This is a genomic window from Streptomyces sp. NRRL S-920 (assembly GCF_000717945.1).
In the GTDB taxonomy this organism is placed as follows: Bacteria; Actinomycetota; Actinomycetes; order Streptomycetales; family Streptomycetaceae; genus Streptomyces; species Streptomyces alboniger.
The window spans coordinates 115,420-132,443 of sequence record NZ_JODF01000015.1; the positions used below are offsets into that span (position 1 = coordinate 115,420).

General features: G+C 67.7%; 18 protein-coding genes and 3 pseudogenes. 9 read left to right on the forward strand and 12 right to left on the reverse strand.

The genetic code is table 11. The features are described 5' to 3' along the window. The first annotated feature begins 7 nt into the window (after positions 1-7). Entirely contained in the window at positions 8-466 is a 459-nt protein-coding gene (locus IG54_RS0113575) for an NUDIX domain-containing protein (protein WP_037897036.1), read from the forward strand. Positions 467-522: 56 nt separating this feature from the next. Further along, entirely contained in the window at positions 523-1,842 is a 1,320-nt protein-coding gene (locus tag IG54_RS0113580; RefSeq protein ID WP_030782135.1) for a UDP-glucose dehydrogenase family protein, read from the forward strand. A 58-nt stretch (positions 1,843-1,900) separates the two neighbouring features. Here IG54_RS0113580 and IG54_RS0113585 read toward each other — a convergent pair whose 3' ends face one another. Continuing rightward, entirely contained in the window at positions 1,901-3,076 is a 1,176-nt protein-coding gene (locus IG54_RS0113585) for a PIN domain-containing protein (RefSeq protein ID WP_158708870.1), read from the reverse strand. 193 nt (positions 3,077-3,269) lie between these two features. Here IG54_RS0113585 and IG54_RS42915 point away from each other — a divergent pair. Beyond that, positions 3,270-3,404 (forward strand): annotated as a pseudogene (locus tag IG54_RS42915) (ATPase, T2SS/T4P/T4SS family); the annotation flags it as partial. A 95-nt stretch (positions 3,405-3,499) separates the two neighbouring features. Here the strand turns inward: IG54_RS42915 and IG54_RS0113590 are convergent. The 11 genes from IG54_RS0113590 to IG54_RS0113640 all read right to left on the reverse strand — a co-directional run bounded on the left by IG54_RS0113590 (position 3,500) and on the right by IG54_RS0113640 (position 13,700). Next, positions 3,500-4,327 (reverse strand): protein kinase, encoded by an 828-nt coding sequence (locus IG54_RS0113590; RefSeq protein ID WP_030782139.1) that lies wholly within the window; start codon positions 4,325-4,327, stop codon positions 3,500-3,502. A gap of 78 nt (positions 4,328-4,405) precedes the next feature. Then, complete coding sequence (locus IG54_RS0113595; RefSeq protein WP_030782142.1) at positions 4,406-4,849, reverse strand: hypothetical protein; 444 nt, start codon at positions 4,847-4,849, stop codon at positions 4,406-4,408. A 409-nt stretch (positions 4,850-5,258) separates the two neighbouring features. Beyond that, entirely contained in the window at positions 5,259-5,480 is a 222-nt protein-coding gene (locus IG54_RS37935; protein WP_037897041.1) for a hypothetical protein, read from the reverse strand. Between the two features lie 90 nt (positions 5,481-5,570). Then, positions 5,571-6,419 (reverse strand): helix-turn-helix domain-containing protein, encoded by an 849-nt coding sequence (locus tag IG54_RS0113605; protein ID WP_030782145.1) that lies wholly within the window; start codon positions 6,417-6,419, stop codon positions 5,571-5,573. Positions 6,420-6,429: 10 nt separating this feature from the next. Continuing rightward, the gene (locus IG54_RS0113610) at positions 6,430-6,948 is read right to left on the reverse strand and encodes a DUF6879 family protein (protein WP_420712249.1); all 519 of its coding nucleotides are present in this window, start codon (positions 6,946-6,948) and stop codon (positions 6,430-6,432) included. Then, positions 6,929-7,195 (reverse strand): hypothetical protein, encoded by a 267-nt coding sequence (locus IG54_RS0113615; RefSeq protein WP_030782151.1) that lies wholly within the window; start codon positions 7,193-7,195, stop codon positions 6,929-6,931. The genes IG54_RS0113610 and IG54_RS0113615 overlap by 20 nt, the downstream gene beginning before the upstream one ends. A gap of 868 nt (positions 7,196-8,063) precedes the next feature. Beyond that, positions 8,064-8,888 (reverse strand): hypothetical protein, encoded by an 825-nt coding sequence (locus IG54_RS0113620; RefSeq protein ID WP_030782154.1) that lies wholly within the window; start codon positions 8,886-8,888, stop codon positions 8,064-8,066. A gap of 11 nt (positions 8,889-8,899) precedes the next feature. Next, complete coding sequence (locus IG54_RS0113625) at positions 8,900-9,361, reverse strand: hypothetical protein (protein ID WP_030782157.1); 462 nt, start codon at positions 9,359-9,361, stop codon at positions 8,900-8,902. 488 nt (positions 9,362-9,849) lie between these two features. After that, the gene (locus IG54_RS39260; RefSeq protein ID WP_030782159.1) at positions 9,850-11,298 is read right to left on the reverse strand and encodes a DNA primase family protein; all 1,449 of its coding nucleotides are present in this window, start codon (positions 11,296-11,298) and stop codon (positions 9,850-9,852) included. After that, positions 11,295-11,579 (reverse strand): hypothetical protein, encoded by a 285-nt coding sequence (locus IG54_RS0113635; RefSeq protein WP_030782162.1) that lies wholly within the window; start codon positions 11,577-11,579, stop codon positions 11,295-11,297. The genes IG54_RS39260 and IG54_RS0113635 overlap by 4 nt, the downstream gene beginning before the upstream one ends. Positions 11,580-12,146: 567 nt before the next feature. Then, a complete protein-coding gene (locus IG54_RS0113640) occupies positions 12,147-13,700 on the reverse strand; it encodes a recombinase family protein (protein WP_030782164.1) in 1,554 nt (517 codons plus the stop codon). A gap of 66 nt (positions 13,701-13,766) precedes the next feature. Here IG54_RS0113640 and IG54_RS0113645 point away from each other — a divergent pair. The 6 genes and pseudogenes from IG54_RS0113645 to IG54_RS43575 form a co-directional block, all read left to right on the forward strand. After that, positions 13,767-14,090, forward strand: a pseudogene (locus IG54_RS0113645) (ATPase, T2SS/T4P/T4SS family); the annotation flags it as partial. Positions 14,091-14,098: 8 nt separating this feature from the next. Continuing rightward, positions 14,099-14,962: a type II secretion system F family protein gene (locus tag IG54_RS0113650; RefSeq protein WP_030782170.1), complete on the forward strand. Its 864-nt coding sequence runs from the start codon at positions 14,099-14,101 to the stop codon at positions 14,960-14,962. Next, positions 14,959-15,744: a type II secretion system F family protein gene (locus tag IG54_RS0113655; protein ID WP_030782173.1), complete on the forward strand. Its 786-nt coding sequence runs from the start codon at positions 14,959-14,961 to the stop codon at positions 15,742-15,744. The genes IG54_RS0113650 and IG54_RS0113655 overlap by 4 nt, the downstream gene beginning before the upstream one ends. Before the next feature lie 70 nt (positions 15,745-15,814). Further along, the gene (locus IG54_RS40220; protein WP_078594061.1) at positions 15,815-16,018 is read left to right on the forward strand and encodes a DUF4244 domain-containing protein; all 204 of its coding nucleotides are present in this window, start codon (positions 15,815-15,817) and stop codon (positions 16,016-16,018) included. Beyond that, entirely contained in the window at positions 16,005-16,391 is a 387-nt protein-coding gene (locus tag IG54_RS0113665) for a TadE family type IV pilus minor pilin (protein WP_030782178.1), read from the forward strand. Before IG54_RS40220 ends, IG54_RS0113665 begins: the two co-directional genes overlap by 14 nt. A 65-nt stretch (positions 16,392-16,456) precedes the next feature. Then, positions 16,457-16,672, forward strand: a pseudogene (locus IG54_RS43575) (Rv3654c family TadE-like protein); the annotation flags it as partial. Between the last annotated feature and the right edge of the window lie 352 nt (positions 16,673-17,024).

A 17,024-nucleotide genomic window follows, 5' to 3' on the forward strand; every position in this document is an offset into this window, starting at 1 on the left:
TGTCCGGATGCACCAGGACACCACTGCCGGTCTCCCGGCCACCGCCCGCGGAGCGGTCGCGATCATCGTCAACAGCCGCGGCGAACTCCTCCTCCACCTGCGTGATGACATCGACGGCATCGCCTGGCCCGGCTGCTGGAGCCTGCTGGGCGGCGGCTGCGATCCGGGCGAGGACGACGTCGACGCGATCTGCCGCGAGCTGGACGAAGAAGCCGGACTGGGCGACGAGGTCGACAGCCTGATCAAACGCTGCGAGATCCGTGACGAGCACGGCTCCGGGCAGCTGATCAGCTTCTTCTCCGCCCACTGGGACGGCGACGAGACCCAGCTCCCGCTGGCCGAGGGCGTCAAGCTCCAGTTCTTCGCGCCCGAGTTCCTGGACGACCTCAAGATCCCGTTCTTCATCCGGGACGGCATCAACCGCTACCTGACCAGCCTTCCGCCCAAGCGGCGCCTTCCCCGGTGACGGGTGGGGGCCGCCTGCGGCGGCCCCCACCGCACCTCTGGAAGGACACCCCGCTCATGAAGCTCACCGTCATCGGCTGCGGCTACCTCGGCGCGACCCACGCGGCCTGCATGGCCGAACTCGGCCACGACGTCCTCGGCATGGACTCCGACATGGACAAGGTCGCGGTCCTCAACTCTGGCAAAGCCCCGATCCATGAACGTGACCTCGACGATCTCATCGCCAAGCACACCGCCAGCGGCAAACTGAGCTTCACCGCCTCCTACGCGGAGGCCGCCGCTTTCGGCGACCTGCACTTCATCGGGGTCGGCACCCCGCAGCAGCCCGGCGAGAACGCCTACGACCTCTCCCACCTGTTCGCGGCCGTCCGCCAGCTCGCACCCCGTCTCAAGGGCCCGGCCGTCGTCGCGGTGAAGTCCACCGTCCCGGTCGGCACCGCACCTCGAGTCCGCGACATCTTCCACGAGTTCGCCCCGGCCGGCGACCGCATCGAGGTGGCCTGGAACCCGGAGTTCCTGCGCGAGTCGTTCGCCATCGAGGACACCCTCCGCCCCGACCGGCTGGTCCTCGGCTTCGAGACCGAGCACTCCTGGGCCGAGGCCGTACTGCGGCAGTGCTTCGACAAGATCATCGAGTCGGGGACGCCGGCGATCGTCACCGACTGGGCCACGGCCGAGCTCGCCAAGGGCGCCGCGAATGCCTTCCTCGCCACCAAGATCTCCTTCATCAATGCGATGGCCGAGGTCTGCGAGAAGTCCGGCGCCAACGTCGCCGAGCTCGCCGACATCCTCGGTCACGACGTGCGCATCGGCCGGCGCGGGATGCGGCCCGGCCTCGGGTTCGGAGGCGGCTGCCTGCCCAAGGACCTCGGAGGCTTTATCACCCGAGCCGACGACCTCGGCGCCGACGAAGCCGCTGGCATCCTCCGCGAAGCTGCCGCCGTCAACGCCCGCCGTCGCCAGCGCGTCATCGACCTCGCCCGCGAGGAACTCGGCACCGACCTGCGCGGCAAGCGGATCACCGTCTGGGGCGCCGCCTTCAAGCCTGAGACCGACGACATTCGCGACTCACCCGCCCTCGCCGTCGCCCAGAAACTCCACGAACTCGGAGCCACCGTCACCGTCACCGACCCCAAGGCCCTCGACAACGCTCGCAAATTGCACCCCGAACTCGACTACGTCGAGGACCCGATCGCCGCCGTCGATGACGCGGACCTGCTGCTGCACCTGACCGAGTGGCACCAGTTCACCCACATCGACCCCAAGCGGCTCGCCACCCGCACCACCAGCCCCAAGGTCATCGACGCTCGCGGCACCCTCAACACCGACCAGTGGCGCGAAGCCGGCTGGATCACCCGAACACTCGGCCGCATCTGAGAGGACCGGCGCGCCATCTACAGCCCCCGGCCCCTCCGGTTCGGGGGCTAAGGCCGGGCTAAGGCACTGGCCAGCTGTTGTCCGACTGCCGGGTGAGGAACATCCATGCATCACCCGCTGGCTGCTTCTCCGCACGCTGAGCACTGATGATGTCGTCGAGGACGGTCATATGGACAGCGGGAACCTGAAGAGGCCGGTCAGCTGCCCATTGGACGATCTCCCAGTGTTCAAGCTTGCTCTCCGCGTCCAGCGTCCACGCCAACGTCGCCGTGACTTGGAGTGGGCGCCCGACCAGCTCATTGAAGGCATAGCTTCGAGCTGAATCGAAGCGGTCGCCACCCTCCCACGGTGGACACGCGAATACCCAGGAGCAACTGCCCATCACCACTGACCGGGAGCCGGACGTGGTGATCGCAGGCGGCTCATGGAATCCCTCGCACCGGATGCGGCTGCCCTTGAGGAGTTCACCAACAGTGAAGATCTGATGGATCCCGTCGCCGTCCCTCGCCTCCAAGGCGCCCGGCAGGTCGGGGAAGTTCCACTCGACGACGGTTGTGATGATGGCCTCCGTCACCTCCTGGCTCTCCGGTTTGAGCACCAAGTAGTCGACTCCAGCGGGTGTGCTGATCTCGGCAACAACCTCGGAGATGCTCCGACAGAGTTTCGCGGTCAGGTTGCCAGGGAGGTCGGCGAGCAAGGCAGGGTGCAGTTGGAGCTTGTCGGCGGGATCCGCGAAGCCCTTGTCGCTCGAGACGAACAGCAGGGGCAGCTCTGTGTTCGCAGCCTCCTGTTCGACCGCAGCCGCCGCCGCAGCTGACAGCCATATCGCGGTGTCTCGGCCACCTTCGCCAGATGGCTTGCAAGGCGGGAGACGGAGAGCTTCCCTGCGGAGGGCCTCTACGCCGTGCTCCGGAGCGGTCTTGATTACCCGGAACGTGTCACGGAGCTTGGACTCGTACTTGCGCACCACTGCATCAACGCGCCCTGAAGGAACGGCCCGGGGCCCTGCCTCGTCGCCATAAGCGGCAAGCCGACCTGAAAGCTTTCGCGCGGCACTCACGGCCGCCTTCTCGTCGGCTTCGAGTAGTTCCCGGGCCTTGTTCACGGCCTCCCAGAGCGAGACCTCACTGATCGCCAAGGAGTGTCCCGTCTGCTTGCCCACGGCCTTGAGCAGCATCCAGACAGGACCGTTGGGTTGCACCTGAAACAGTTGGTTGCTGTCTACGACGATCACGCAAATGACTCTATGGCCGATCCCGCAGAGGCACATGCGATTTCCCAAGGTGGCGATGGGGTCAAGGAACTGCAAAGAATCGCCGCCATGCTGATACAGCCCTCGGCCTCCCAGAGTGAGGTTCAACCCGCGAGGAGATGCGCCGAGGATGAGACAGGACATCGACTGAGACACCTGAACTGTTCCTAACCAGGGCCTCGTCGGCCTGGACGACCTGGTGCGCCAGGCATTGCGGATGCGTCCCGATCGGCTGGTCGTCGGCGAGGTGCGGGGAGCCGAGGTGATCCATCTGCTGGCGGCGCTGAACACGGGCCATGAGGGTGAATGCCTGCCCAAACCATACATAGAACCTGCGGCGCACACAGCGGAAAGCCCCGCCCATGCGCCATGGGGGGATGCGCACAGACGGGGCTAGGCTCAGCCCTACAGGGCCGCGCTCAACCTCTCGCAGACCTCGGCGCTAGTAGGCCGGTCAGCGGGCGTACGGCTGAGCATGTGGGGGATTAGACCGCCGAGCACTCCCGGCACGTCCACGGGCCGGTGAGGGCCCGCCACGATGGCTTGCCGCTGAACCTCCCGGGGAGCGTCGTCCGGGTAGGCCACGTGCCGCCACCCTGTCGCGCTGATGAACAGTGCCGCTCCCAGCGCATACACGTCCGCTTCCTGTGTCGGCGTCGCCGCTCCCGACTCCAACACGCTGGCCGAGATTTCCGGCGCTTCGTAGTGGACGAGACAGCCCCGGTACGGGAAGTCATAGGCGCGGGGAATCCGCCCCCCGCTGGACAGCGCCAGGTCGATCAGGAAGGCCCCGGCCGACTCCCCCAGAAGGAAATGCGCGGGCTGCACATCCCCGTGCACCCATCCCATCCCGTGCAGCCCCGACAGGGCCACAGCGCACGACAGGGCCTCTCCGAGGTTCGGCTCAGCCTTCCCGTCCCGGCAGGGTGCCCACCGGTCATAGAGGCTGTCTCCTCGCCGCCACGGCTGAGCGCCCCACGTGCCGTGCTCCCACTCCCCGCTGAAGATCCGCTCATGGCTGAGCTGTCGCAGAACGGCGGCTTCACGGGCAGGGGCCAGCGCGGTCCATGCGTGCGTCCGACTCGGGTAGCCGACCTTTACCGCGTAGGGACCGGCCTCGGTCTTGACCTTCCACACGGACGACCCGCGCCGGTTGAGGACCAGTTCGGCGGGGCCGGGATTGAGGAGTTGCAGCGCCCCGTCCGGCGGGCTGTACGGGCCATCGAAAATCATGCTTCACCTTCCAACAGCGAGGCCGGTTCCCGAAGTTGAGAACCGGCCCCACCTTCACCAGTACGGGTCAGCCGGCCGTCAGGCGGCCCGGTAGTCGCGCCCGCAGTCAGAGTCGCACTGCGCCGCGTTCTCGCCGTTCACGGTCCACAGCGCGTCCAGCACCATGAACCCGTTGGACTTGATCGCGTGCGCCGTCGCCTGCACCTCCTCCAGGACCCGGCCGCCACCACCGGGGCGCGGGTTGTGCTCCAGGAACCGGCCCGCGTGCGTCTCGCAGAACTCGCGGTAGTCGGCGGTGTGCAGGATGAACGCGTGCAGCGCGCCGTCCACGTCGTCACTCGGGACCATCTTCACAGTGGCCGTGCCGACCGTGGCGAGGAACGCGAGCGCCTGATCCGTGGCCCGCTCCGCCTTGTCGCGGTCGTAGCCGAAGTGGGTCACGGTGAACTCGGCGATGCTGTCGAACAGGTCGACGCTCACCAGGGAGCGGCCGGTCTTGAGGTCATTCGATACGGCGGTCATTCCTGTGTTCCTCCTTGTCGAAGTGGAGCACGGTGCATTGCGCCGCCCCTGCCGGGTTTCCTGGTGGGGGAACACCTCTGCGGATACGTGTCCGGCAGGGACGGAGATTCAGGCGGCCCAGCCTCGGGCCACGATTACGGCGACGACGTAGACCCACGCTGCGGCAGCGAGACCCACCACCAGGCCGCGCGCGGCCCTCACGTCTCCTCGTCGCGGAAGGGGGACGGGGGCGGGTTGCTGCCGGGCGGGAAGTAGACGACCCCGGACCGCACGTCCAGCGCTCCGCCCCGCTCGGTCCACCAACCCTCGGGAGAGTCCCTGTACGGCCCGTCAGGGTCGTCTATGAGGCTGACCAGCTTCGGGGCCGGTAGGGCGTTCAGGCGGGCCCTCACGCGCCTCGCGGGGGCCGTCACTGCGCCGACCCGCGCTTGGTCTCCCTCGGGTCGTTGCAGTCGATGTGTCGGTAGACCACTGCCGGGCTGGCGGATTGCCGTTCGACCTCGCCCCGGCGGCAGCGCTCAAGGCTCTTGATCGGCTTCCGGCACGCGGGGCACGTCTCCCCGGGCGGGGCGTAGGTCGTGTACTCCCGCTGGCTCGCGTCGGTCTCCGGGTGTTGCGTCGTGCTCGCCATCGTCGCCGTCCCCTCGCGTGGTCCGATGACGAACAAGCTAGGGACGGCGGAACCTCAACTCACAGGCGATTGCACGAGGTTGCACGCGAGTTACCCGAGGGCATCCAAGGCTGATGTGATCAGCGCACGAGCGGGGGCCCCGTAGACGGCCAGCGCCGCCAGTTCCGCGAACGTCTCGGCGTACATGCCTACCTCGCTGGGCTGCGTAAGCGTGAGGTAGCCGGAGATCAATTCGACGTTGACTTGGGCGGTGTCATAGATCCAGAACCCCTCAGCCGGCCAGCGCTCCCGGTCGGGCCTCATGGGCACAACTCCCAAGCTGACGTTGGGAAGTGAGGCAATGGAGATCAGGTGGCCAAGTTGCCCGGACATGACCTCAGCGCCACCGATTCCGGCCCGCAACACGGACTCTTCAACGAGGAACGCGAACCGCCGGTCACCCTCGTAGAGCACCCGCTGACGTTCCATGCGGGCGGCCACAGCGTCGGCCACGTCGTCCACCAGGCCGCGCCGTCGCTGGATCGCCTGGAGGGCGGCTGTCGTGTACGGCTGTGTCTGGATCATGCCCGGTACGAGCCACGACGAGTAGGACCGGAAACGGCGGGTCCGCTGGTACAGCGGTAGGCGGGCCTCCTGCGCCTGTCTGAGCCCGGCCCGCTCCATGCGCCGCCAGTTCACCCACATGCCCTCGGCGGTCCGCAGCGAGGCAATCAGGTCCTCGGTCTGGTCCTCGGCACCGCACGCCTGACACCACGCCCGGATGTCGTCAGCGGACGGGGGTGTCTTGGCGTTCATGATCCGGGACGACTTGGACCGGCTCCACCCGCAGCGCTCGGCTAGGTCGAGACCGGTTAGCCCGGCATCCCGGCAGAGATCCGCGAGACGTTCCGCGAGAGCCTGCCGGGCCTGCTGGGCACTGGAAGATGCAGAGACAGCCATGGGTGCGTGATCAGTCGGGCCGGTACTCCGCGTGGGGAATCGCCCGCTCCCACGCTGCCTCGTACGCCTGGACGTACTGAGCGGCCAATACCGGGTCGTGCACGACTTCCATGCGCGGCCCTGTCCACTGACCCTCGCCGCTGAAGTGGTGAAGGATCACGGTCTCCTCGTCCATGACCCACCCGTCCAGCGCGGGGAGCAGTAGATCACGCGCCCGGGAACGGGGCAGCCAGCGCACGTCCTCACCGGCCGCGACGTTCGTAAAGGTGCCGTCGTACTCGTATCGGACGTAGTCGCTCAGCGGCTCGGAGACGACGCGCAGACGGCGCATGGTGACACCCCGGCCGGTCGTCTCCGCCACCACGTCCAGCCACGAGCGCCACCACGACTCACGGTCGGCCGGGTCGTACCGGTGTCCCTCCTGCCAGCGGATGAACTCCGGGTCATCCCGCATGTAGCTGTCCCGCATCTCAAGGTGCATCGCTGAGCGCTGCGCCTTTGCGAGGCATTCACGTACCGCTGTTGCCACCGTCGTCCTCACTGTCCGGGCGGGGGATGAATTGGAGCATGTTGGCAGGTAGCCGGATCACGGTCTCGTGCGCCGGAACGTCCGTCGAGTGGCCCGGCACCGAGCCGACTTCCTGCGCCTGCCGGATCGTCTCCTCGTCCGCCTTCCACGACTGGATGATCAGATCACCGGTCGTGTCGTCCAGCCAGATCGTGGGCGATCCGTCGTCGGGGGTGTTGGGCCAAATCCCCAGGAACTTTAGGGCCATTGGGCACTCCTGTACCGAGTCGATTGCACGGACGTGCACGAGCCTCACCCCTACGCATGATCGACGCAAGAGGGCAGCCCAAAGGCCCCCGACAACCACCCCAGCGAGGGGCAGGCAGCGGGGGCCAAGTCATCGGGTCCAGCCATGGCGGCGGCGACCCTCACGGATCACGGGACGGGGTGCCAGCGGGCGGGGACGCGGGACGCGGGCGGGACGGATCGGCAGCGAGCGAGGGAAGCGCCACGCCACCGTGCCGGGCGGGGCCGGGTCGTCCGAGGGCTCCCAACCATCCGGGGTCAGCACCACGCGGACGGGGGTCACTCGCCCTCACCCGCCAGCAGGTGAATGCGTGAGCAGTAACCGCGCAGGCTGGGGAATCCCCGCGCTGCGCAGGTACGCCATCGACATATAGCCGGGGCGGCACGCATTTCCTTGGACGTGCACGAGGCACATAGGCCACTAGACCGGCTCGCGCTGATATGGCGCTGGCAACGAGGGCAGCGCTTCACATTGTTGGCGTTCATGAATTCACCTCTCGTCGGCGATAGATATTCGCCGCTCTGTGTAATCAGCGAGGGCGAATGGCGCAGGGGGCAGCGTCACGCACTGTATGCGGCGGAGCGTTCGGCGACCCCATAACCCGTACAGGGAGCGAGGTGCTACACGCTTGCGGTTGGGAAAGGACCCGAAAGGGGGTCACCCCCCACCCCTTCGATCACATTCCGTAGCCCCAGCCGGCCGTCACATTCCGTGAAATTCAGCGAGCGAATCAGCGAATCACGCGCCGAGCACTCACAGCGAATGCGACGGCCAACGCCAGGGACAGCGAGAGACCAGGGAAGCAACGGGCTGACCCGCTGAGAACTTCCTAGTGGGAGAACGCGCCGTACGGCCCCGCGTTGCGCATCTGCATTCGCTCGGCGGCTAGTGCCTCCTGCCACTCCTCGTATCGCTGCTCCGCAAGCTCGGGCAGTGCAGCGGCAATAGTGTTCAGATTCTCGGTAAGTAGCGTTCCGCCGGTTACCGGATCGTCGCTCAGAATGATCCGGCGGGCCTCGCTGATGGCCGTAGCTAGCTTGGGGGCTGCCCAACTGCATTCAGACTTGGTGAACACCCCACCGTTCGACAGCTTCTCGCCGTTGAACTCAATATCAGAGACGGTGTCCCACAGCAGGTGATCGAGCGTGAATTCCCCGAGGGTCGTATACAGCTCAGCCAGCGCGGGAACCTGCGCCTCTAGCACCTGAAACGCCTTGATCGCGACATCCCGGCGCTTAAGGAATTCAGCCGACACGGCCTTGCGGTACTCGGTAACGAATGCGTCGTCCTCGAATAGCGCGTCATACGCCTTACGGACAATCGGGAGCCGGTCCAGCGCGCCACGAACAGCGGATAGCGTGCCGTCTACGGCTAGTTCGGCATCGAGAACCTTTGCGCCAATACCGGCAGGAGCAGCCTTACCAGTCTCAGCGGATCGGGCGTGTGCCGCGCGTGCATCTGCGCGGGCATTGGAAGCGGCCTCGGCTCGCTCGTAATAAAGGTCAGTCAGTCGCTCAATCTGGCCGACAACGGCCTGTAGTTCCTGCCATCGCTCCTCGGCCGTCTTCGGTGCGAGAGAACCATGACGCACGTTATGCATCATGAATTCATGGTTATCGGTGATCAGGTCCTCGGGGGTGATTTCCTCGGTCATGGCATGTCTCCTTAGAGCCAGGGGGCGTGAATGCGGTTGAAGATGCGGGCGGCTAGTTCCTCGCCCTCGGCGCGCTGCGTGAAGTTGTTGAAACTCTCCCGCGCTGCGGCCAGATCCTCCGAGTGGTCGGAAGACCGGCTAACGGTAATGTCGGTCTCTGCCTGCCAGCGCTCGCCCAACTCGCGGCGCTTTCGAGACTCGGTGTCCGCCTTTTGCTCGGCCTTCCAGCGTTCAAGCTCGCGCTGCCCAGCTTCATGCTCTGCGGCGCTTTCCGCGTAATGCTGCTGCACCTTGTCGTTATGACTGACCGAGGCGGCGGCAGCGTCCCGGCGCTCCCGAATAAGACGATCGGCGTTCTCGGTCGAATTCCCCTGCATTCGCGCAGTGTTGAGCCGCGAATTGGACCCCTGGCCGGCGGTCGTCATGGCGTGGCTTTGGGAAATAGGCCGCCCATCGCGGGCATAGAAGGTCATCGGTTTCCTCTCGGATATACAAAAAGGCCCCCTTACTCGCCGGGTCTTGTGCTGAGACCACAGCGGGCAAGGGGGCCCACCGGTGAGCGCTCCGCCGCTTATGCGCGCGTGAGACCAACTCACCGAAGAATTAGGAGGATTGCGGCAGCACCCGCATTGGTTCGAATGTGTGTACGAGCAGCTAGCGACGTTGCTAGGTGACCGGCCAGGAGTGGGGCCCGACCGGTCACCGAGCGAGTGAAAGGCAACGCCAACCGAGAGGGGAGAACCAGCCCCGTCTACTACTAAGAGAGTGTGTGGATGGCCCATAACACCGACGCGAATCGAAAGAGGGGAAATCGCGCCCAAACAGCGAGAATGTCGCCAAAGCGTGGGGGCCGGTAACAGATTTCTTGTTACCCGTACCTTCTCCTCATACATGTATGGGATCTAGGTACAGGTCACAGCTTTTCTGTTACCGCCCTCCCGCTAAAGTGAGCCTTTCGCTGTCAGCGCTGCGTCTGGTCAAGAATCCCCGGTCCGAACGCCTCTGCCAGGTGCGCGGGCGGCTCGGACAGCAGGTAAATCCCCCGATACATCCACCCTTTACCCTTGCGCTGAACTTCGGTTACCCCGTTCGTCTTTAGGTGATTCTTGACGTTGCTCGGGGCGAACTTGGCCGACTTATCGCCGTTGTCCTCGCGCCACTGCTTCAACTCGCGATTGAAGTCGGAGCGCTTTACCTCGCTGTCAGTGTCGTACTCGAATACCTCGCCCACAAGAGGCTTTAGCGGGTCCACCTCATCCTTGTGATGCTCGGTCGCTGCAATGACGCTGAGCGGGTCGCGCAGCCCCTCGCTGTAGTAGCGGACGGCACCGCGCACCACCCATGCGGCGACGCCCTCTCGCTCGGGCCCCTGAATGGTCGGCTCTAGGTCGGGGTCGCGCCGGTCGGCAAACGAGACGCCGAACAGCATTGCCTTGGTGCGGGCCCACAGCGCAGCACCACCCGAGCCGAATTCCGGCAGATAGTTGGTGGCGAGCACGATCGTAAAGGTGGGGTCGAAAGAGAACACCTTTCCGTGAAGGTGTCGGGTACTGACTCGGTCCCCGCCGCTCAGGTTCTTAAGGAGTGCCGTATTCATGGGCACCCCTTGGTTACCTTCCTGTGCGACGACGAGTCGCTTTCCTCGCAGTGCTGCTATCTGTTCAGTGTGGACAGCCTGACCGCGCACGTTCTCAAAGATGGTGAATGGCACCTCATGCACTACGTCATGCCCGAACACCTTTTGCATGGTGCGAATGGTGGTGCCTTTACCGTTCCGGCCGTGCTCGCCGTACCAAACGCCTAGCGCGTGCTCGCGCACCTCGCCGGAAATTGCCATGCCAAGGAAGGTCTGATAATACCGCTGCATGTCCGGGTCATCGGGGAACACTTCCTCAACGAACCGCAGCCAGCGCGGGCATTCGGCATTGGGCACGTAATCGACGTTCGCGCACTGTGTGAGCATGTCGGCCGGCTCGTGTGGTCGGAGTTCCCCAGTGCGGAGATCCACGGTGCCATTGCGGAAGGTCAACAGGTGCCGCTGTGCGTCGAGTTCATCAACGGTCGCGCGGAGCTGCGGCAGCACGGTCATCTCAGCAACCATCGCGCGCCGCTGGTGATTTACGAGCATCTTGTTAGCGGCGGCTGCCGCCCAATTCATGTCGCCGCTGTTCTCGGCCCCGTGACGCATGAGGGCGCGGGCAGCATCGGTGACTGCCTGCATTGCCGCGCCGTCGTCGCCGGTTGCTTCCCAGACTCGGCCGTTCCAGCGGTACCAGCCGACGTGCTGAACGTGCCGCAATTCGTGGCCGCACTGGTCGGCGACGAATCGCGCGAAGTGTACGTGTCGCACCTCGGGGTCAATGCCGAGGAGTTCACGCTGTCGGGTCCAATAGGTGGCGTCGAAGTTCACTTGTCACTCTCCAGAAAGGCGCGGGCGGCTGCGTTATTGGACTCGGTGCGGCTGGTACGTGCCGCGCTTGTCGGGGGTTCCTCGCCGTTGCCCTCGTAATAGGCGGCCTGGAATCGCTTCGTGTCAGCGGTAGCGGCGGCGCTGGCAAGTAGTGCGTGGGCGTGCGCTGCCTGAACGAGGATTGCCCGATCCTCGTCAGATTCCTTGTAACTGGCCAAGCCCTTTACGAATGCCTGCGTTAGTAGTTCCTCGGCGCGCTGGTAGTGCTGGTTTCCGTTCACGGTCGGTGGTTCCTTTCGGTTGGTTAGCGGGTGGTGCCGTAGGTCTTGCGCTGGTAGTAGGCGCGGTTCCGGCATGAACGGCTGCACCACTTGGGGCGCTCGCCCGTTCCGCAATAGGTCTTGAGTGGCTGCCCGCATTCGCACTTGGCGCGCATGGTTGTTCTCCTTAAGACGCGTCTTAATCGGGGCCAGAGAAAAGGCACCCTCACGGCGGAAGGTGCCTACGTGGTTGAGAGAGTGCGCCGGTAAAGCGCCGGTCTCGCTGCCCTCTGACTCCTACGAGTGCGTGGGTTGTCCGGCGGACCGACGCGAAGCGCAGCGGGCCCGGATTGCCTTGCAGCCGAAGGGCCTCGCGTATGGCGGATGCGAGGGCGGGTCGGACCCTGGGCCGGCATTTGGGGCCGGGGCCTCTCGGCGGCCGTCAGACGGGGTTGGGGCGCGCCGCTACCCTTCGGTGCCGTCCACCGGGCAAACGACGTCCCTCGGGCTGTCTGTGGCCTTCTGGAGGCATAGCAAAGGGCCCCGCTCCCTGGTGATTCAGGAACGGGGCCCGCGCGTGCTGCTGTCTTACGCTTCCGCCTCATCCAAAGCTATGGCGACCAGTTCAGCGGTAGCCGGGTCGGTTTCCCGGACCCATGCTGGTCCGTCGAAGCGCACGGCCACCCGCGATGCGTCGAACCGCTTCGGTGCGCCGGGCGTGGCCGGTCGGATCTCGGCATGTGTTCCCATATCCGCGAGCAGCGCCCGCCGCCCCTCGTCGTCGCGCCGCTCCCACTCGACGGAGACCGGGCCCCCTGCGTCCACCCATCGCCCCTCGGCGTGGTCGGCTTCCTTGCGCAACTCGATCTCGCGCTGTTCAAGGGCGGTGATCTGCTGAATCACGAGCTGACCCGCTCGGCCGCTCGGGTCCAACTGGGCAAGGCTTCCTGCCAAGCGGTCAATCTGCGTCCGAACCTCGGAGAGCTGGAGCACAGCGCTGCCGTCCGGCTCGGCCCACCGCTTGAGGTAGGAGCCACCGAACACGGTCAGGTAGCGGCGAGTGACCAGCTCGTCCACGGCTGACGCGAGAACGACGTTCGGCCGATGGATGCCTGCCTTGCCAACGCCCTTCGGGCATACGTAGGTGCTGTAGTCCTTCCCGTTCACGGAACGGCGCTGCTTGTACATGGGCCCGTTGCACTCAGCACAGCGCGCGATGTGGAGGAGTAGAGCCTTGCCCCGGCTCGGTCGGTCCACGCCCCGACCCTTGGCCTTGCTGTCGAGCGCTGCGCGGACGTTGGTCCACGTCTGTGCGTCCAGGATTGCGGGCCCGGGGGAGACCGGACGCCCTTCCGCGTCGAGTACGGCTTGGTGGGTCAGTGCTCCCCGCTTGCTGCCTGGCTTGGCCTGTACGAGCCACCCGCGAAGAGCGGGGGTGTAGAGCACGTCCCGCAGCGTCGTCGTGTGCCACTTGGTGCCGCGTACCTTGCGGCCGTCGCGCTGTCGGGCATGGTCTGCCGGGGAAGGGACGCCGCGCGCGGTGAGTTCCCGTGCAAGCCCCGCGACGGATGCGCCGTGGTGAAGGATCTTGTCGGCGCACTCGCGGATGATGGAGGCGGCCGTCTCGTCGATGGCCCAGCGCTTGTCATTGACCGGGCCCGTGGACACGTAGCCGTACGGGGCGAGTCCGCCAAGGTGATTGCCGCGCGAGCGGAAGTGCTCCTTGCTCGCTGTGATGCGGGCCTTGATCATGTCTCGCTCGTACTCGGCGAAGCTGGCGAGCAGGTTCGCGAGGAACGAGCCGTTCTCCGGGTTGACCATCCCGTCGGCGGTGACGACCACCGTGGTTGTCGCCTTAGCGGCGTCCAGCAGTCGCGAGAACTCCAAGACGCTGCGCGCGTACCGGTCGAGCTTCGCGGCAAGCACGTAGTCCACGCGGGGCAGCCATGCCAGAACCTCCCGCATACCGGGTCGGTCTTCCAGTCGGCTCGCTCCGCTGACGTTGGTGTCGGTGGCGACGTGCACAACCTTCCACCCGCGCTGAGCGGCGTATGCCTTGCAGGCGGCAATGCGGTGGTCGGGTGCTTCCTCAGCGAAGAGGCGGGACAGGCGGTCGTAGATGACTACGGTCTTCTGGCTCATACATACCTTCGAGCGCGTGTGTGAAGACCTGGACCGTTGCGAATCGCTTTGCACGGTTAGGTCAGGCACTCGGGGGGTTGCGGCACGGTGCATGCCAATGCCGCAGGGGACGTGCCCGCCCGCCTGGAGGCCCTGGGCACGGCCGCCGGGCTCGACCGGGCCGCCCTGCACAGCCAGTTGGCGGCCGCGCTGTCCGTGGTGATCCATCTCGTACGAGATCGGGCGGGCCGCCGCCGCATCGCCGAGGTGCATGTGCTGGAGCGCGCAGCGTCGGGTCTGGTGGTGACGGTGCCCGCACTGCGGTGGGGCAAGGAGGCCTTCACCGAGGGGCCCGGGTGGGGGCGGCTGAGCGCGCTTCTGGAGGGCGGGGCCCGGGGTGGTGCGGTGTGAGTACGGCGATGTGGGCGGCGGCCGTGTGCGCGGGGAGCGCGGCCTGGCTGATGGACGGTCGTGACCGCACGGCCCGGCGGGTCCGGTCGGTGCTCGGGGCCGGGGTGCCCGAGAAGGCGGGTGGCCGCTTCTGGCGGCGGGCAGTGGCCGCTGGGCGCGCTCGGGTGCGGCATGAGTGGTGGTGCCTGGCGGCAGGGGTGGTGGTGGCGCTCCTCGGGGAGTCGCCGCTGCCGCTGGTCGCGGGCGCGGCGGGAGTGCCGTTGGCGGGGCGTGTGCGGCGGGCCAGGGACGCGCGCAGGGAGCGCGAGCGGCGCGGTGACGCGGTGATCGCGCTGTGCGGGGCGCTCGCGGGCGAGGTGCGGGCGGGGCGGCAGCCGGGGGAGGCGCTGCGGTTGGCCCTCGATGGCGGCACCCGCGGGGGAGACGGGGCCGGGGGTGACGGGGCCGGTGAGGGCCGGAATGCCGTGCTGGCGGCGGCGCGGTTCGGCGGGGATGTGCCGGGGGCGTTCGGTGAGGCGGCGCGGGAGCCGGGGGCGGAGGGGCTTTTGGGGCTGGCCGCGTGCTGGCGGGTGGCGGTGGACCGCGGTGCGGGTCTGGCGGCGGGCCTTGAGCGGCTGGAGGGCGCGTTGCGCTCGGAGCGCGACCAGCGGGCGGATCTGCGGGCCCAGTTGGCGGGCGCCCGGTCGACCGCCGTGATGCTCGCGGGGCTTCCGGTGCTGGGGCTGCTGATGGGCGGCGCGCTGGGAGCGGAGCCGTTGCGGGTGCTGCTGCACACGGGAGCGGGTCTCGGCTGCTTGGCGGCGGGCGGGGTGCTTGAGGGCGTCGGGGTGTGGTGGGCGCTGCGGATCGTTCGAGGAGCGGAGGGGCGATGAGTTCTGTCCACAGGCTGGGGGTGGCCGTGTGGGGAGTCGCGGCCGTGCTCTGGCTGGCGCTGGTCGTGCAGGCCGCGCGGCGCGAGAGGGCGCTGCGGCGGAGGGCCGGACAGCTGCTGGCCGTGGAGCGGCCGGTCGTGCGGTGCGGGGAGCGGTGGTCGGGCCTGCGTGACAGGGCGCGCGCCTGGTTACCGGTCGCAGGGGTGGCGAGCGCGGCTTACGCCCTGGTGGGCGGCGTCCCCGGGCTCGCGGCGGGGGCGGTGGTCGGCTACGGCACATGGCACTGGCGGCGCACCCACGCACCGCCCCGCACACCGGAGGCAGCTAGCGAGGAGGCGGACGGCATGCGACAACTCCCGCTAGCCGCAGACCTCTTGGCGGCCTGCGTGACTGCTGGGGCGGCGCCTGTCGCAGCGGCCCGAGCTGTCGGGGAGTCGCTGCGCGGCCCGGTGGGCGAGAGCCTCGCGCGAGGAGCGGCGGAAGTGCGGCTGGGCAGCGAACCAGCTGAAGCGTGGCGGCAGTTGGCGGCGATACCGGCCGCTGCCCCGCTGGCCAGGCTCCTGGAGCGCGCGGGCGACTCCGGAGCCCCCGCCGCGGAACCGGTGGCCCGCCTCGCCGCGGACGCCCGTTCCGCGCGGGCCCGGGCGGCCACGGCCAAGGCGAGAAGGGCGGCGGTCTTGATGACCGCGCCGGTGGGCCTGTGCTTCCTTCCGGCATTCGTCGCGGTCGGGGTCCTGCCGGTGCTGATCGGGCTGGCGGAAGGCCTGCTGAGTACGGACTGAAGTCGAGCCGGACACGGCTGCGGCCAACAGGGTCGCGCACACAACGCACGCAGAAACCACGGGGGTTGACATGCAACTGAGCAAATTCACCCGAGCGCTGCTTCGGCGGACTCGCGCGAAGGGCAGGGACGCGGGGATGGTCACGTCCGAGTACGCGATGGGGCTGATCGCGGCGGTGGGGTTCGCCGGACTGCTCTACAAGGTGGTGACGAGCGGCCAGGTCAGGGCGGCTTTGCAGGCACTGGTGGAGAAGGCACTCCATGCGCCCTTCTGATCGCGGCCCGAGGGCGCACGCGGGGGACCGGGGGTTCGTGACGGCGGAGTCGGCCGTGGTGCTGCCGACGCTGGTCCTGTTCGCCATGGCACTCGTCTGGACGTTGCTGGCCGCGTGCGCGCAGATCCAGTGCGTGGACGCGGCCAGGGCAGGGGCTCGCGCGGCGGCGCGGCAGGACCCGGAGGCGGTGGCCGTGGCGGCGGCACGGCAGGCGGCGCCGCGTGGAGCGCGTGTGTCCGTGCGGCGGGACGGTGACCTGGTGCGGGTCGAGGTGGTCGCGGAGGCACCCGGCCCGAGGGCCCTGGGTCTCGGCCTGCGGCTGCGGTCGGAGGCGGTGGCGTCGGCGGAGGAGACGGTGGGGGTGGGCGTATGAGGGGCGGCATGTGGAGCGGCCCGGACAGGGACCGGGGGGCGGCCACGGTGTGGGTGGCGGTGGTGATGGCGGTGCTCTGCGTGGTCTGCGGGGCGGTGCTGGCGATGGGGCAGGCCATCGTGGCCCGGCATCGGGCGGGCGGCGCGGCGGACTTGGCGGCACTGGCCGCGGCGGACCGCTGGGCGACGGGTGAATCGGCGGCCTGTGCGGGGGCTGGCCGGGTGGCGCGGGAGCAAGGGGCGTGGCTTCTGCACTGCGCGGTGCGGAGGGACGTGGCCGACGTCACGGCCTCTGCCTCCGTAGGCACCTTCTCCGCCAAGGCCCGAGCGCGGGCGGGCCCAGCGGCCTCTCCCTCACGGCCATGGGGCCTGCCCCGCCGCTCCGCCGTGCCGGATGCCGCCCACCCACCCGTCGAACCGCTTCAAACGACGTGCCGTGGGGGCCTTGGCCCCGCCCGGGGCCACCCCCCACCGGCCGTCAGCCGCAAACGCACCGAAGGGGACGTGGGGGTATGTGCGCGCGGAGCACAGTGGATCCAACTACCCGAGCCCAACAACCAACAGACTCCCGCGCCAAGATGGCGAGCACGTACATACCCCCACGGCCCCGCCCCAAAGACGAACCCGAGGCGAA

Coding starts and splice junctions, on each gene's coding strand:
- IG54_RS0113650 (WP_030782170.1), top strand. CDS start 14,099: ATGTGGGCGGCGGCCGTGTGCGCGGGGAGCGCGGCCTGGCTGATGGAC.
- IG54_RS0113625 (WP_030782157.1), bottom strand. CDS start 9,361: ATGACCTTCTATGCCCGCGATGGGCGGCCTATTTCCCAAAGCCACGCC.
- IG54_RS0113595 (WP_030782142.1), bottom strand. CDS start 4,849: ATGACCGCCGTATCGAATGACCTCAAGACCGGCCGCTCCCTGGTGAGC.
- IG54_RS0113590 (WP_030782139.1), bottom strand. CDS start 4,327: ATGATTTTCGATGGCCCGTACAGCCCGCCGGACGGGGCGCTGCAACTC.
- IG54_RS0113665 (WP_030782178.1), top strand. CDS start 16,005: ATGCGCCCTTCTGATCGCGGCCCGAGGGCGCACGCGGGGGACCGGGGG.
- IG54_RS0113640 (WP_030782164.1), bottom strand. CDS start 13,700: ATGAGCCAGAAGACCGTAGTCATCTACGACCGCCTGTCCCGCCTCTTC.
- IG54_RS37935 (WP_037897041.1), bottom strand. CDS start 5,480: ATGGCGAGCACGACGCAACACCCGGAGACCGACGCGAGCCAGCGGGAG.
- IG54_RS0113605 (WP_030782145.1), bottom strand. CDS start 6,419: ATGGCTGTCTCTGCATCTTCCAGTGCCCAGCAGGCCCGGCAGGCTCTC.
- IG54_RS40220 (WP_078594061.1), top strand. CDS start 15,815: ATGCAACTGAGCAAATTCACCCGAGCGCTGCTTCGGCGGACTCGCGCG.
- IG54_RS0113575 (WP_037897036.1), top strand. CDS start 8: ATGCACCAGGACACCACTGCCGGTCTCCCGGCCACCGCCCGCGGAGCG.
- IG54_RS0113580 (WP_030782135.1), top strand. CDS start 523: ATGAAGCTCACCGTCATCGGCTGCGGCTACCTCGGCGCGACCCACGCG.
- IG54_RS0113620 (WP_030782154.1), bottom strand. CDS start 8,888: ATGACCGAGGAAATCACCCCCGAGGACCTGATCACCGATAACCATGAA.
- IG54_RS0113655 (WP_030782173.1), top strand. CDS start 14,959: ATGAGTTCTGTCCACAGGCTGGGGGTGGCCGTGTGGGGAGTCGCGGCC.
- IG54_RS0113615 (WP_030782151.1), bottom strand. CDS start 7,195: ATGGCCCTAAAGTTCCTGGGGATTTGGCCCAACACCCCCGACGACGGA.